Source organism: Aeromonas enterica (genome assembly GCF_054052465.1).
Genome location: NZ_JBSTYL010000001.1, coordinates 207,255 through 222,223 on the forward strand (window position 1 = coordinate 207,255; position 14,969 = coordinate 222,223).

Annotated in this window: 13 protein-coding genes; 2 read left to right on the forward strand and 11 right to left on the reverse strand. The window is 61.2% G+C overall.

Annotated features, from left to right (window positions below):
- Positions 1-9: 9 nt before the first annotated feature.
- Both aroQ and acs read right to left on the reverse strand, forming a co-directional pair.
- Positions 10-459 (reverse strand): type II 3-dehydroquinate dehydratase, encoded by a 450-nt coding sequence (gene aroQ / locus ACW5XD_RS01050; protein ID WP_456493238.1) that lies wholly within the window; start codon positions 457-459, stop codon positions 10-12.
- A gap of 265 nt (positions 460-724) precedes the next feature.
- Positions 725-2,671 carry an acetate--CoA ligase gene (gene acs, locus ACW5XD_RS01055; RefSeq protein WP_456493239.1) on the reverse strand — a complete coding sequence of 649 codons (1,947 nt, stop codon included), beginning with the start codon at positions 2,669-2,671 and terminating at the stop codon, positions 725-727.
- Positions 2,672-2,839: 168 nt separating this feature from the next.
- Here acs and ACW5XD_RS01060 point away from each other — a divergent pair, with 168 nt between their 5' ends.
- Positions 2,840-3,139, forward strand: coding sequence for a hypothetical protein (locus ACW5XD_RS01060; protein WP_456493240.1), 300 nt, complete (start codon positions 2,840-2,842; stop codon positions 3,137-3,139).
- A gap of 47 nt (positions 3,140-3,186) precedes the next feature.
- Here the strand turns inward: ACW5XD_RS01060 and ACW5XD_RS01065 are convergent, their stop codons facing one another.
- From ACW5XD_RS01065 to torC, 7 genes are all read right to left on the reverse strand, one after another.
- Entirely contained in the window at positions 3,187-5,637 is a 2,451-nt protein-coding gene (locus ACW5XD_RS01065) for a sensor domain-containing protein (protein ID WP_456493241.1), read from the reverse strand.
- Between the two features lie 105 nt (positions 5,638-5,742).
- A complete protein-coding gene (locus tag ACW5XD_RS01070; protein WP_456493242.1) occupies positions 5,743-6,381 on the reverse strand; it encodes a hypothetical protein in 639 nt (212 codons plus the stop codon).
- Positions 6,371-7,510: a hypothetical protein gene (locus tag ACW5XD_RS01075; protein ID WP_456493243.1), complete on the reverse strand. Its 1,140-nt coding sequence runs from the start codon at positions 7,508-7,510 to the stop codon at positions 6,371-6,373. The genes ACW5XD_RS01070 and ACW5XD_RS01075 overlap by 11 nt, the downstream gene beginning before the upstream one ends.
- Positions 7,511-7,679: 169 nt before the next feature.
- On the reverse strand, positions 7,680-8,048 hold the full coding sequence (locus ACW5XD_RS01080) for a hypothetical protein (RefSeq protein WP_043140136.1): 369 nt from the start codon (positions 8,046-8,048) through the stop codon (positions 7,680-7,682).
- A gap of 4 nt (positions 8,049-8,052) precedes the next feature.
- Positions 8,053-8,721, reverse strand: coding sequence for a molecular chaperone TorD (gene torD / locus ACW5XD_RS01085; protein WP_456493244.1), 669 nt, complete (start codon positions 8,719-8,721; stop codon positions 8,053-8,055).
- 99 nt (positions 8,722-8,820) lie between these two features.
- Positions 8,821-11,313 (reverse strand): trimethylamine-N-oxide reductase TorA, encoded by a 2,493-nt coding sequence (torA, locus tag ACW5XD_RS01090; RefSeq protein WP_456493245.1) that lies wholly within the window; start codon positions 11,311-11,313, stop codon positions 8,821-8,823.
- Positions 11,314-11,340: 27 nt separating this feature from the next.
- Positions 11,341-12,507 carry a pentaheme c-type cytochrome TorC gene (gene torC, locus ACW5XD_RS01095; protein WP_386913089.1) on the reverse strand — a complete coding sequence of 389 codons (1,167 nt, stop codon included), beginning with the start codon at positions 12,505-12,507 and terminating at the stop codon, positions 11,341-11,343.
- A gap of 145 nt (positions 12,508-12,652) precedes the next feature.
- Here torC and torR point away from each other — a divergent pair, with 145 nt between their 5' ends.
- Positions 12,653-13,366, forward strand: coding sequence for a two-component system response regulator TorR (gene torR, locus ACW5XD_RS01100; RefSeq protein ID WP_456493246.1), 714 nt, complete (start codon positions 12,653-12,655; stop codon positions 13,364-13,366).
- A gap of 71 nt (positions 13,367-13,437) precedes the next feature.
- Here torR and ACW5XD_RS01105 read toward each other — a convergent pair whose 3' ends face one another.
- Together ACW5XD_RS01105 and torT are read right to left on the reverse strand one after the other, a co-directional pair.
- Entirely contained in the window at positions 13,438-13,842 is a 405-nt protein-coding gene (locus tag ACW5XD_RS01105) for a GFA family protein (RefSeq protein ID WP_456493247.1), read from the reverse strand.
- Between the two features lie 41 nt (positions 13,843-13,883).
- The gene (torT, locus tag ACW5XD_RS01110; protein WP_456493248.1) at positions 13,884-14,930 is read right to left on the reverse strand and encodes a TMAO reductase system periplasmic protein TorT; all 1,047 of its coding nucleotides are present in this window, start codon (positions 14,928-14,930) and stop codon (positions 13,884-13,886) included.
- Positions 14,931-14,969: the final 39 nt, after the last annotated feature.

Here is a 14,969-nt window from a genome sequence, read left to right on the forward strand (position 1 = left end):
CAGTGATTATCAAGCCGCGCGCAACTGATGCACGGCCGCGGTTAAAGCGAATTGGTAGCCATCGGCACCCAGCCCGCAGATCACTCCCCTGGCGACATCAGACAGATAGGAGTGATGACGGAAAGGTTCCCTGGCATGGACGTTTGACAGGTGAACCTCAATGAAGGGAATGGCCACACCCAGCAGGGCATCGCGAATGGCGACGCTGGTGTGGGTGAAGGCGGCCGGATTGATGATGATAAAATCCACCTGGCCCATGGCTTGGTGAATGCGGCTGACCAACTCATGTTCGGCGTTGGATTGCAGGTGTTCCAGTGTGACACCGAGTTCGCTGGCGTTGCGCGTCAGATCGGCAACGATCTCGTCGAGCGTCTTGCTGCCGTAGATGCCCGGTTCCCGTTTGCCCAGCAGGTTCAGGTTCGGCCCGCTGAGCAGGAGAATACGGTGATTTTGCGACATATTGAGTACATCCTCGATGATAATGCTGCTATCTATCAGCTATCTTGTGGACTACCAGAAATCTAGCCATTTTCTGCGCAATTCGGTGTGCACTGGCACACAGATTTCGCAATTATATTGATTTCGTGAAAATTAGCAGCATTTTACTGGTCTAATCTCTACATCTGTCTGTTTTTTGAGCTTCTCGGTTCGCTGTTGAATTGCTCAGTAGCAGAGACGACAAAGCCGGCACAGGGCCGGCTTTGGAGGTGGAGAAGGGGCGGGATCAGGCCGCTTCGGACTTCTCGCGAATGAGCTTGTCCACGACCCCGGGATCCGCCAGGGTGGAGATATCACCCAGGCTGTCGGTCTCGCCGGTGGCGATCTTGCGCAGAATTCGCCGCATGATCTTGCCGGAACGGGTCTTGGGCAGTCCTTCGGCCCAGTGGATCACATCCGGGGTGGCGATGGCGCCAATCTCCTTGCGGACCCACTCCTTCACCTCTTTATGCAGCTCGCGACTCGGCTCCTCCCCGGCGATCAGGGTGACATAGGCGTAGATGCCCTGGCCCTTGATCTCGTGGGGTACCCCCACCACTGCCGCTTCGGCAATTTTGGGATGAGAGACCAGCGCCGATTCAATTTCGGCTGTGCCCATGCGGTGACCCGAGACGTTCAGTACATCATCCACCCGCCCCGTGATCCAGTAGTAACCATCCTCGTCGCGACGGGCGCCGTCGCCGGTGAAGTAGCGGCCGGGGAAAGTGGAGAAGTAGGTCTGTTCGAAGCGCTCGTGATCGCCGAACACGGTGCGCATCTGACCCGGCCAGGAGTCGGTGATCACCAGATTGCCCTCGGTGGCCCCCTCCAGCGGTTCGCCCATGTTGTCCACCAGCGCCGGCTGCACGCCGAAGAAGGGGCGGGTGGCCGAGCCAGGCTTGAGATCGGTGACGCCGGGCAGCGGGCTGATGAGGATGCCGCCGGTCTCGGTCTGCCACCAGGTATCGACGATGGGGCAGCGCTCCTCGCCAATGGTGCGGTAGTACCATTCCCAGGCTTCCGGGTTGATGGGTTCACCCACCGAGCCCATGATGCGCAGGCTCTGGCGGGATGTACCCTCGACCGCATCCAGGCCCTTGGCCATGAGCGCGCGGATCGCCGTCGGGGCCGTGTAGAGGATGCTGACCTGATGCTTGTCCACCACCTGGCTCATGCGGTTGGTGGCCGGGTAGTTGGGTACCCCTTCGAACATGATGGTGGTGGCGCCGTTGGCGAGCGGCCCGTAGACCAGATAGGAGTGGCCCGTGACCCAGCCCACGTCGGCGGTACACCAGTAGATGTCCTCCTCGTGGTAGTCGAAGATGTACTTGAAGGTGAGGGTGGCATAGACCAGATAGCCGCCTGTGGTGTGCAGCACTCCCTTGGGTTTGCCGGTGGAGCCTGAAGTGTAGAGGACGAACAGCGGATCCTCGGCACCCATGGCTTCGGGCGGGCAGTCGGCACTGACGGTCGTGATGGCTTCGTGCCACCAGATGTCCCTGTGGCCGTGCCAGGCGACCTTGCCACCGGTGCGCTTGAGCACGATCACCTTGCTGACCTGGGTATCCGGGTTGGTAAGCGCTTCATCCACGTTCTTCTTGAGCGGGACTGGACGGCCACCGCGCAGCCCCTCGTCGGCCGTGATGACGATGGAGGAGCCAGAGTCTATGATGCGACCGGCCAGGGCCTCCGGCGAGAAGCCGCCGAAGACGATGCTGTGCACGGCGCCGATGCGGGTACAGGCCAGCATGGCGATGGCCGCTTCCGGCACCATGGGCATGTAGAGGCAGACCACGTCACCCCGATGCACGCCTTGTGCTTTCAATACGTTGGCAAACTTGCACACCTCGGTGTGCAGCTCGCGGTAGGTCAGTTTGCGATCCTCGGCCGGGTTGTCCCCTTCCCAGATGATGGCGACTTTGTCACCGCGCTGTGCCAGATGGCGATCCAGGCAGTTGGCCGAGACGTTGAGCAGGCCATCCTCATACCATTTGATGGAGACATGGCCCGGGTCGTAGGAGGTGTTCTTGACCTTGGTATAGGGCTTGATCCAGTCGAGGATTTTTCCCTGCTCACCCCAGAAGGCATCCGGATCCTGCACGGAGGCCTGGTACATGGCCTCGTAGCCTGCCTTGTCCAACAGGGCGCCCTTGCTGATGTGGGCCTTGACCGGGTAGACCTTGCTCTCGCTCATGTGTCACTCCTTTGAATACATTCTCGTAATGATTAAGTAACAACTTATACCTTTGGCGAGGGAGGGCAATTAGACTTTTGGATAGATGGAAACATCTGCTTACAGCGCCATGAGTGACAATTCATCTGTGATTGAGTAAAAACATCGGTTTTACCGATGGAGATAGCCATGCTGTCCTTGCTCCTTTGCACCTCCCTCTGGCAGTTTGACGCCACCCCGCTTGCCGATGACGCCGTACTGGCTGCTCCCCCGTCCAAAGAGTTCACCGTGACCCGCGATCAGACGAGCTCGCCGGCGGTGCGGGAGCGTGTTGCCGAGCAGATGGGAAGTGCATTTCTGGCACGCAAACCGCCAGTGACGGTCACCCTTGAGCAAAAGGACTCGCCCTATCCGCAAGATGCGCTGATGGCCGACTCGCCCCAGAGTCAAAGCGAGGGCTGGGGAGCCAGATTGACGTTCAACGACTGAGTGGCTGCTCAAGTATCGTCTAGATGTTGCTGCGAGCGGGTCCCGCTTCAGCACCATGCTCCCTTGTGGGGAGTTAGCTGCGCCGCCAGATGGGGTTCAGTCAAGGGGTGGCTGAACAGATAGCCCTGTCCCTCCTGGCAGTGCAGGGATTGCAGAAATTGGCGCTGGGCCTGGGTTTCGATCCCCTCGGCGGTGACTGCCATGTTCAGGCTGTCGGCCAGATTGATGATGGTGCGACATAGCTCCCGGCTGTGCTTGTCGTCCGGCAGGGCCTGCACGAAGGTGCGGTCTATCTTGATGCGATCGATGGGCAGGCTTTTCAGCAGGCTCAGGGATGAGAAACCGGTACCGAAGTCATCGATGGCTATCTGTACCCCCAGTGCCTTCAGACGGGTGAACAGCTGCAGGCTCTGATCGACCCGCTGGATAATGCTCTCGGTGACTTCTATCTCCAGCCGCTCCGGCGGGAAGCCGGTTTCCGCCAGGATGGCGGCGACCCGCTCCACGTAGCCAATCGAGCGCATCTCCCGCACCGACACATTGACTGACAGCCGTGGTACCGCCAGTCCGGCGGCGATCCACGCTTGCCCCTGCAGGCAGGCGGTACGCATGACCCACTCACCGATCTGCTCGATGAGCCCGCACTCCTCGGCCACCGGGATGAAGCGGGTGGGGGCTATCATACCTTCGCTGGGGTGTTGCCAACGCAGCAGGGCCTCCAGCCCGCTCAGGTGGTTGCTGGTCAGATCCGTCATGGGCTGGTACAGGATACAAAACTGATGCTGCTCTATGGCCTTGATCAGTCCCTGCTCCATACTCATCCTCTCCCGGGTCTGCTCGGCCATGCAGGGGGTGTAGAACAGATAGCCGTTGCGACCCTGACTCTTGGCCTCGTACATGGCATTGTCGGCGGCACTGATCAGGGCATCCGGGCTCTGGGCGTGTTCCGGGTAGAGGGCTATGCCTATGCTGGCGGAGACGGCGACCTGCTCGTGCTCCAGCTCAACCGGCTCACGCAGCCTGGCCAGCAACTGCTCGGTGAGCCGCTCCAGTTCCTCCTGCTGTTCGAAGTAGGGGATCAGCACCAGAAATTCATCTCCGCCGAGCCGAGCGGCTACGTCGTTGTGACGCAGACAACTGCGTATTCGTTCGGCCAGCAGCTTGAGCAGTTGATCCCCGGCCCGATGGCCCAGGTTGTCGTTGATCAGTTTGAACCCGTCGAGGTCGATGAACAGCAGGGCGAGCCGTTGCCGGTTGAGCTGTGCGGTCTTGAGTTCCAGTTCGAGCCGCTCCTGCAACAGATTGCGGTTGCCGAGCTCGGTCAGGGGATCGTGATAGGCGAGGTGATTGAGTTGTGCCTCGGCTTTGCGAATGGCACTGATATCGGAGAAGGCGATCACATAGTTGGTAGTGCTGTGGCGGCTGTCGTAAACGGCACTGACATGCTGCCAGGAGGTAAAATAGCCACCATCTTTGCGCAGACACATCATCTCCCCGTGCCAGGCATGGCTGCCAGGCAGCAGAGTGTGCCAAGGGTAATCGATATCGGTGTGGCGGCGCGGATGCATAATGGATTCCGGCGATTTGCCCACTATGTCGTCCGGCTCGTACTGGGTCATGTTGCAGAAGGCAGGGTTGACCGAGGTGATCTGGCGCTGGCTGTCCATGATGATGATGCCTTCGGCGGCAGTCTCAAATACCACGTTGGCCTGGCGCAGCCGGTCCTCCTGATTGCAGCGGTTGGTGGCATCGTGGATCACCCCGGTGATGCGGCGCCCCTGATGGTCGGTTGCTGCCACGTGATCGGCATGGATGTCGACCCAGCCCCGCAACTGGTCTTGTCCCAGATAGCTGAGGGTCAGGTGAATGGGGGCTGTGCCATCGAGTGCGAGTCTGAGTTGTTCACCAGACACGGGATCGAAGCGTTTGATGAACTGCTCCATGCCGCCCTGGAACTGGCTGGCAGCCGTGCCGAGCAGGCGCTCGACCTGACCATCAAATTGCAGCCTGTCCTCCACCACATGCCACTCCCAGACCCCGACCTGGCCGGCGCTCATGGCCAGCTCCAGCCGTTGTTGCGCCTCGACCTGTTCCGTCACATCCCGCACTATGGTCAGGATGCCGTCGGGCGTGCCCCAATCATCCAGCATGGGGCTGTAAATGGCCTGCCAGTGGCGCAGTTGGCCTTGATGCGCAGCCGTATGGCCGCTCAGGTTCAGTTCCACCTGAGGAACGCCGCTGCTGATGATCTGCTGAAAGAGTGGCTCCAGTACTGGGGCGAGGGTGGGCACGATTTCGCGTAGATATTTGCCGTAGTGATCTTCCCGGGAGAGGCCGTTGAGGTCGGCGAGCGTTTGGTTGATGCCACGGCAGCGAAAGTGCCGATCGAATACACCTATGCCAAACGGCGCCAGTTCGAACAGCTGTTGCAGCTCGTTCACATTCAGCTGTCCCGCTATTGGCGGATCCGGCATGGCGTTGAACGTCTCTTCACCCATCGCACGCTCCTGAATTGACTTTATTGTCATTTAAAGTGTTGTCAGTATGGCATGAAGCGCTTTGGAGGGAAGAGAAGGGGTTGCATTTGCCCCCTATCTGGTGTGTTACCAGCTGAAGCGATAGCTCAGGGTCAGATTCACTACTGGTTGCCAGTCGTGCTCCTTGATCAGCCACTGTTTGGCCCCCAGCTCAGTGCCCAGTCGCCACTGCCGCCAGGCCCAGCTGCGCTCCAGCGTGAGCCCCCAGTCCCGCCAACCCGCGTCGGCATCATAGGCTGTCATGTGAGCCTGATTGCCTCGTGTCAGCCAGAGATTGAGGGAGAGGGCAGCCGGCAGCGGCAGGCTGTGCTCCATATACCAGATCTGGCCATAGCGGCCGGTGACATCATAGAGCTGGCCCAGTGTCAGCTGATGATCCTCGTCCAGCTGCCAGCCGAGGCGCCAGAGCGCGCTGAAGCGAGTACGATCGACCACCTGCATGGGAGCGACGCCGACCGCAAAGAAGCTCTTTTTATATAGCGGCAAGGCCAGCCCGGCGCTCTGGCCATCGGCGAAGAGCAGGCCGACCTGGGTTTCCCGTTCATAGGCGAGCCAGAACTGCATGCTGGCGTCGGCGCTGACCCCCGCCTGATTGCTGCCTAGCTGCCACTGGCCGCCAACTTGCCACTGGTTGTCCGGCTCCTTGGCTGACAGGGGTAACGCCAGGGCAAGGGCCAATAGCAGCCAGCGATGACTACTTGCCATAGAGCCGCACCCAGTCTCTGTCCTGATGCATGCCCATCAGGTGGCAGATGATGCCGGAGCGCTGGAAGGCGTAGATGAGCAGCACGCTGGTGGCGCTGAGTGCCATGATGAGGCCGAAGCTGTTGGGCAATATGGTGCCCTGGCGCGCAGTCCACCACAGCAACAAGGGGCCCCACAGGTGCACGAAGATGCTCTTGTGAAAGATGAAGACGGTCAGAGAATACATGCCGATCCAGTTGAGTGGGCGCCAGCACAGGCGGATATTGCGCTGATGCAGCCAGAGCACGACCCCGATCACCAGAAACTCCATGCCCCAGATCCCGGCGCGGCCCGTCATGTCCATCGCCAGCTCATGCTCGTTGGCGTAGATGTCGTTGAGCTCGACCGAACTGCTCTCGCCAAACACCAGGTAAACGGCGAGGGCTATGAGGGAGAGGGTGAGCACCAGGCCGTTGAGACGATCCCGCCATTGGGGACGCTGATGCCAGCACCAGCCATACAGGAAACCGAAGCAGCCGCTGGCCATGAAGAGATCGAGGCGGGCATCCAGCTCATAGTCGGGGTGCACATGCAGCTTCATCCAGCCGTCGATGTGGCCGAGCAGGGTCTGCACGCCGAGTTGATCCAGCAGCAGGCTGAGCAGGGTCAGCAGCAGCATGCCGCGAATGCCGAACCAGGCGTAGACCAGCGAGAAGAGCGCCAGCAGGCACATCCACAGCATGACCGGATAGAAGGAGATGGCCTCGCCGAAGTTGGGGGCTATGACCAGTCCTTCGACATAGAGCACCAGAATGATGCTGGCAAACAGCACCAGCTTGCCGCCCAGCTGCGGTCTGAAACCGACCTGATCGCGACGGCTCAGGTTGAAGGCCGCCAGGGCCAGGTAGATCTGGCTCACCCAGGGAATGAGCCAGGCCGAGACCTGGGCCGTGGTGTGATCCATGGGCAGCAGATGGCCGGCCATGGCCTTGTGCGACAGATAGAAGCTATCCCACAGGGCCTGTTCCCGGTTGAAGAAGTCGATGTACCAGTAGTTGAGGTAGCCGGTGTAGTGTTCGAAGACGGCCATGAAGATGACGAGCCCTCGCAACAGGTCGAGACCCGTGATGCGTGCGTCCTGTGGAGGCATGCGGTTGCTCCTGTATCGGTGGGAAAAGGAGCGGCACTATAACGGTTGCAACAAAACTGAATGGGAGCTGAATGTAAGCGGATGTTACCGGCGGTGGTTGCGTCAGCCCCGCGATAACGGGGGATCTGCGGATCCGGCTGTCATGATTTGTAATACTTTTGGCGCTTTTTCAGCCCTTTTGGCGGCCGAATGCCTGAATGCCGCGCGCCAGCACCAGCAGGCCGAGCACCTGAAAGGGCAGGGAGAGGGCAAGTAACAAGAGCCAGTGGGCCTCGCTGCCGCTGGCATTGATAAAACCTATCCAGGCGACCAGCAGGGTGAGCATGCCGGCTATCTGAAAGCGGCGGCGCAGTACCACCTCCACCCCCAGGTTGGCGAGGTAGAGGGTCAGCAATATGCCGCCAAAGCCGGTGAGCTGTGCCGTACCATACAAGTCTCTGTCCGGATGGAACAGCAGGCTGAAGAGCGGCGTCAGACCCTGATCCTGCGGGATCAGGGTCAGTAGCCAGCAGGCGATCAGCAACAGGGCGGTTTTCATCGACTCAGTCGGCGGAACGGGCCGGTTTGACCAAGCTGAGGTAGTTGGCATCCATGGTGAGGAATATCCCCAGCAGGCGGGCGCTGGCGCCATAGAAGCCGAATGGATCGGCGGCGCGGCAGGCGGCCTCGAAATGGGGGAACCAGACCAGCAGATGAGTGTGCAGCAACTCTTCCTGCTCATTGAGCCACTGTTCACGCTGCCCGGCACTGGCCGCTTCGGCGGCGCGTATGATGAGATTGCCCATCAGATCCAGCTCGATGGCCAGATGATCCGCAGGCTCTTTGTATTTATCGCTGACATTGATGCCGAGGCGATCGAGGCGGGCCTGCATCTCGGCCATCGGGGCCTGCATCAGCAACTTGGCCTCGCCACGGTAGAGCGATTCGTAGGGCAGGGCGCCCTGCTTGGGATCCACCAGAAACAGACCGGCGAAGTCGGCGGCGAGCTCCAGCTGGCGATCCGGGCGCACCAGCAGACGGGCAATGGCCTCGTTGAGCTCTCCTACCGCGTCACGCATGGGATCCAGGGTAGAGAGGCTTTTCAGAAAGCTGCGCACATCATAGGTGTCATATTCGGCGATCTGCTCATCACTGAGTTCGGCGGCGAACAGGGTGGAAAACCACCAGTAAAGCTCGGCCCTGCGTTCGCTGGTAGACATAAATTCCTGCATTTTTCCTCCGTGGATGGCAATCGGGAGCCTTGATGGCTCCCGATTCTAACGACTTTAAAAATAAAGGAAACTCAAGGGGGCGCTTTCGTCCCCCCTGGGTCAGAGTGCCGGGAACATGGGGTCGATGCCCTTGGCCGACTCCGGCGTGCCGAAGGCGGTGACGGCAGGTGCCTGTCCGCGGAACTTCTCGATCTCCACCAGCGCGGTATGGGCCGTGGTGGCCTGCGCCAGGCTGGAGGAGCCGATGTCGGCGGTCAGTACGTTGGGATCGCCATAGGTACAGAGGGTGCCGACCTTGCCACCCTCTTGTGGGCCATACCAGGCCCCTTCCTGGATCCTGACCACGCCGGGGGCGTAGTCATCGCTCACCACCAGCCCAGCCAGTACCTGACCACGACCGTTGAACACCCGCACCAGATCTCCGTCCTTGAGGCCACGGGATTTGGCATCCTGCGGGTTCATATAGACAGGCTCGCGACCCTGCACCGTGTAAGTGGCGCGGTAGTTGTCGGAAGAGCAGAGCTGGCTGTGCAGCCGCTTGTCCGGGTGGCAGGATTGCAGGTGCAGCGGGAAACTCGCGCTGCCCGGCCCGCCGTGGGAGCGCTCATAGGGTTCGATCCAGACCGGGTGGCCCGGGCAATCCGCATAGCCGTAGTCGGCGATGGTCTTGGAGTAGATCTCGATAAGACCCGACGGGGTGCCGAGCGGTTCCAGATCCGGCTCCTGACGGAACGACTCGTGGCGCACCCAGGGCTGGCCCGTCGGGAAGGTGACGAAGCCTTCGCCGTGCCAGAACTGGCTGAAACGGGGCAGACGGATGCCAATGCCGCGACCCTGCAGGCGGGCGTCGTCATAGATGCTCTGGATCCACTCCAGCTTGCTCTTGCCGCCGGTGAACTCGGCCTCGCGACCGAAGCGACGGCAGAGGTCGGCGAAGATGTCGTAGTCATCGCGTGCCTCGAACAGCGGCTCCACCACCTTGTACATGGCCAGAATGCCGGCGTTGGAGTGTGAGCCCCACTGCTCGATGTCATCGCGCTCATAAGTAGTGGTCGCTGGCAGCACTATGTCGGCGAAGCGGCAGCTGGCGGTCCACTGGTGATCGATGCTGACCACGGTTTCCAGCTTGCGCCAGGCCGCGACCATCTTGTTGCGATCCTGCTGGTGGTGGAACGGGTTGTTGCCGCAGAACACCGCCATCTTCATTTCCGGATAGGTGATGGTCTGGCCGTTGAAGGCAATCTGTTTGCCTGGGTTGAGGATGCAGTCGACGAAACGGGCCACCGGAATGTACTTGGAGTAACCCTTCCAGTCGCCATCGTGGAGTGGCTTGACGCCGGGAATGACCGAGCTGAAACCAGACATGATGGGGCCGCTGGAGGTGATGGTGCCCGCACCGTTGTAGTGCCAGCCAAAGCCGTAACCGCCGCCCGGCAGGCCGATCTGACCAATCATCGAGGCCAGCACCACCAGCATCCAGGCGTACTGCTCGCCGTGGTGCATGCGCTGCACACACCAGCCGCCGATGAGCTGGGTACGGCCGCTGCTCATGGTGCGGGCCAGCTCGCGGATGGTGTCGGCAGGCACGCCACAGATGGCGGCCGCCCACTCGGCATCCTTCACCTGACCGTCGCTGGTGCCCAGCAGGTAGGGCAGGAACTTGTCAAAACCGGTGGTGTAGTTCTTCAGAAACGCCTCGTCGTGGCGCTTCTCGCTGTAGAGGGTGTGGGCGATGCCCAGCATCAGCGGCACGTCGGTCTGCGGATTCAGGGTCACCTGATCGCAATTGAGGTACTTTTGGGTCTTGGATTTGACCGGGTCGACGCTGATGACCCGGATCTCGCCCTTGGCCACCTTCTCTTTCAGCTGCGCCCAGTAGTCGTAGACGCTGTGATCCGGCACTAGCCAGCCCACCTGCAGGTTCTTGATGGGGTCAGAACCCCAGATGACGATGGTCTTGCTGTGCTCCAGCAGCAGCGGCCAGGAGGTTTGCTGTTCATACACCTCCATGGCGCCCGCCACGTGGGGCAGGATCACCTGGGCGGCACCGGTGGAGTAGTCACCGGCCTTGGCCAGATAGGTGCCGTGCAAGTTCATGGCGCGCCCCAGCATGGCGCCAGCGGAGTGCAGCTTGCCCACCGACTGCCAGCCGGAGTGACCGGCATAGAGGGCGCTCGGGCCATGGGTTTTCTGCACCCGTTCCAGCTCGTGATAGAAGAAGTCCAGCGCCTGTGACCAGGTCACCCGCACGAAGCGGTTCTGACCACGCTCGCGGGTGTCGGACTGGTGGCCCTTGCGCAGCCAGTCCAGCCGCACCATGGGATAGCGGATGCGGGAGGGGTTGTAGACCACTTCACTCAGGGCCTTGAGCATCTCGGTGGGGTGCTTGTCATGCTCGAACGGCAGGGTCTCGACCCAGCGGCCGTCTACGACCCGGGCACGGAAGGCGCCCCAGTGGGAGCCGGACTGCACCAGTTTTTCGCCGGACTCGGCGGCCATCACGGCGCGACCGAGCAGGGAGGGGCCGATCAGGGCAGAGGCACCGCTGGCCAGCAAGCCACCCAGAAAACCACGACGGGAAATGTTGATCATCTTGTTCTTCCTCTTTCGAATCCGGACTTAGTGGCTGCCCTGACCACCGGTATCGGCGGCATGGTTTTGCAGGTATTTGAGCAGGGTGCGCTCCTCTTCCTTGCTCAGGCGATAGTAGGCAGACATCGCCTTGAGCCCCGAGATCCAGCCGTTGGCGGTGAAGTGAGCGGGATCCGGCGCGCCGTGGCAGGAGTTGCAGGTGGATTTGTACATCTCGCCGGCGTAATCCCAGATCGGCTTGAGCGAGGACTCAAAGCCCTTGCCATCGACCCAGGCCTGCACCTGAACCTGTTCCCACTTGATATGGGTGGCGCTGTCGGTCTCCTGCTTGAGTACTTTCTCGCTTGCTTTCAGTTCGTCACGGATGGTGGCGACGAAGACCCGCTTGCCCATGTATTCGCTCAGTACCCGGCCCTTGCCGTCGCTCTCGCGCCACCCTTCGATGGTCACCTTGAGGCGATCGCCGCTGCGGGCCACCACCTCGATGCGGGAAGCTGGCAGCAGTTTGCCGACCGGGTCGGTGCTCTGTTCGCTGGCATAGAGATCTTTTTCACCCAGGTTGTAGAGGGTCTCGGCGGCTGGCGCCTGCTGCGCGTCGTTGACCAGGGTGGCGTAAGTGGCACGGAAGCCGCCCGCCATGTTGGGCAGTTCGTGGGCGATGCCCTTGTGGCATTCGATGCAGTTCATGTTCTTCGCCGCCGCGTCTTTCATCGCCAGCGCTGCCGCCGGGGATTGTTTGGCGTGATCCATGTTGTCGTAGCTGTGGCAGGACTTGCAGGTCTTGGAGTTCTGGCTGCTCATCCGCGCCCACACCTTCTCGGCCAGATGCAGGCGCCGGTCCTCGAACTTCTCCTGGGTGTCGATGCTGTGGCCTATGTACTCCTGATAGAGGTCGTTGGCCGCCTCCATCTTGCGAGCCACCTTGCCGACAAAGTCCTTCGGCTGGTGACAGTCGGTACAGACCGCCTGTACCCCGGAGGCATTCTTGAAGTGGATGGACTCCTTGTACTCCGGATAGACGGTGTCTTTCATGGAGTGGCAGGAGATACAGAATTCGAGGCTGCTGGTTTTCTCAAAGCCATAGTGCAGGCCGACGGTGCCCGCGAGGGTGACGCCGACGCCCACCAGAAGCAGCGCCAGTACCGACCAGCGACGGCTGGGGGTGCGCAGGAAGTGCCACAGTTTTTTCATCATGCTCTCTCACATCACTTTTTTGATGGAGGCCATGATAGGGAGGCGTTGTGAACAGGGCTGCCGCCACAAATTAATGAAATAGGGGTATTTATGACAAAATGTGAATAGAATAATCCTCCCTTGTCGACCATCGTGAACCCTGCCCATGCGCTACCACATTCTGGTTGTTGAAGATGATGCGGTGACCCGCGAGAAGCTGACCGGCTATTTCGAGCGGGAGGGCTATCGGGTGACGGCGGTCGAAAACGGCCAGGAGATGCGCGCCGTGCTGGCACAGCAGGAGGTCGATCTGGTGATGCTGGATATCAACCTGCCGGGGGAAGATGGCCTGCTGCTGGCCCGTGAACTGCGGGCGCGCAGCACGGTGGGGATCATTCTGGTCACCGGCCGCAGTGATGCGGTGGACCGGATAGTCGGCCTCGAGATGGGGGCCGACGACTATGTCACCAAGCCGTTCGAGCTGCGGGAGCTGCTGGTGCGGGTCAAGAATCTGCTGTGGCGGATCTCGCTGGCTGCCACCGCGCCGAGCGAGCCTGCGGTGGCTGACGATGCGGTGCGCTTCGGCCCCTGGCGTTTTGACATCCCCCGTCGCCAGCTCAGTAAGGACGGGGTGCCGGTGCGTCTGACCAAGGCCGAATATGAAGTGCTGGTGGCTTTTGTCGCCCATGCCGGGCGGGTGCTCAGTCGGGAGCGGATCCTGACCCTTATCAGCCATCGCGGCGATGGCCCGAGCGATCGCATCATCGACGTGTTGATCCGGCGGCTGCGCGGCAAGATGGAAGCGGATCCCCGGGATCCCCAGCTGTTTGTCACCGTCCATGGTGAAGGCTATCTGTTTGCCGGCGAGATAGTCCCCTGAGTCAGGCGCGATGGCCATGGCCTGTCAAGCGCCGCCGCAGTGCCTGACCTCTGCCGCCATCCCTGTAAGCCTCAGGCCGGTGGGCGGGTATCAAATTGCGGGCACTCATCCCCAATCTGGTGCCAAGGGGCTTTGGATCCGACGAAAATGTGAAACGCGGGGCGCTGGCTCGGCACATCGTCCAGCACCCCGAGGCGCAGATTGATCTTGCCGCTGCTGCTCTTCTGGCTGAACAGGCTGGAGCCGCAGTGACGACAGAAGGCCAGGGTGGTCTCTGCCGATTTCCGGTAGCGGCCGATGGCCTCTTCTCCCTTCACAATAGTGACCTTGTTGCCATCCAGTCCGCCGACAGAGGCGTAATCTCCCCCTGAAAACTTGCGGCATTCGCTGCAGTGGCAGTTCCCCATATAGTCGAACTGATCCGGCAGGGTCAGGGCGACGGCGCCGCACAGGCAGCTGGCATGTAACTCGTTCATCTCTTCTCCTTGAGTGTGCTAATCGGATTTGGGATGGTCAGTTATTCGACCCGATAGACGGGACGAAAAGCGCCATCCGAGAGGGAATCGGCGGGGTCGACCAGCGGTGCAGAGAGGGTCAGAATGGGTGGCCCCATCACCTGCGGACACTGTTCGGCACTGGTGTCTGGCTGTTGCAGCAGGCAGACCGCCTGAGCCACCGCAAGGCGCCCCTGCAGCCGCATCTGATCGCTGTTTGCGGCCAGGATCTTGCCCCGGCGCAAGCCCCGCTGCACCCCGTGGCTGAAGTAGGTGCTCAGCACTCGGGGCCTGTCGAGATGGCGCTGCGCCAGCTCGTTGATTGCCACTTCGGCGGCGATGGCGCCCCCCACCAGATAGTCGAGGTCGGGATAGCGGGCCAGAGTCTGCTGTACCAGAGTGCGCTGGATTTCCCGGCTGTTGTCGCCGCGTTCGGTGGTGACCAGCTTGATGGCGCTCCCCTTGATGGCATCAGCAAAGCCCGGCTCTACGAAGTTGTTGCCGCCGCTCGCCTGCGGGCCGGGGAAGAGGGCAACCGAGACCGGTTTGCTGCCGGCGGGGTGGCGCTGCGCCAGCCAGTGGCCTATCTGCCAGCCCATCTGGTACCAGGAGACGCCGACTTTGGCCTTCACCAGACCGCTGGGCAGATCGTTGACCAGCCCAAAGACCGGCAGCGGCGTGGCTGTGATCGCTTCGCGCAAGCCCTGATAGCTCACCGCGCCGAGCAAAATGGCGTCGCTCCCTTCCTGCACGCAGCGCTGCAACTGCTGGCGCTGCTCGGCGAGGGCGCCATAGCCCCCCGCTTCGTGGATCTGCAACTTGACTCCCAGCCGCTTCGCCTCGTCCACCATGCCCTGATTGACCGAGAGCCAGTAGGCGTCGCGCAGATGGGGGTAGAGGGCACAGAGGGTCAGCGGTTTGGTTGCGGCGGCGGGTTCCGGCCAGTGCTGACGCTCCGGCTGGCCGCTGAATTCGCCGCCGGGCCAGAGATCGACCTCAAAGGCGAGGGCGGCTCGGGGAAGCATTAGCAACCAGATCAGCAACAACGGGGAGAGATAGACGCTTCGCATGGTCAGGGGTTTTGTTAAAGTGTTGGGCCATATTATCCG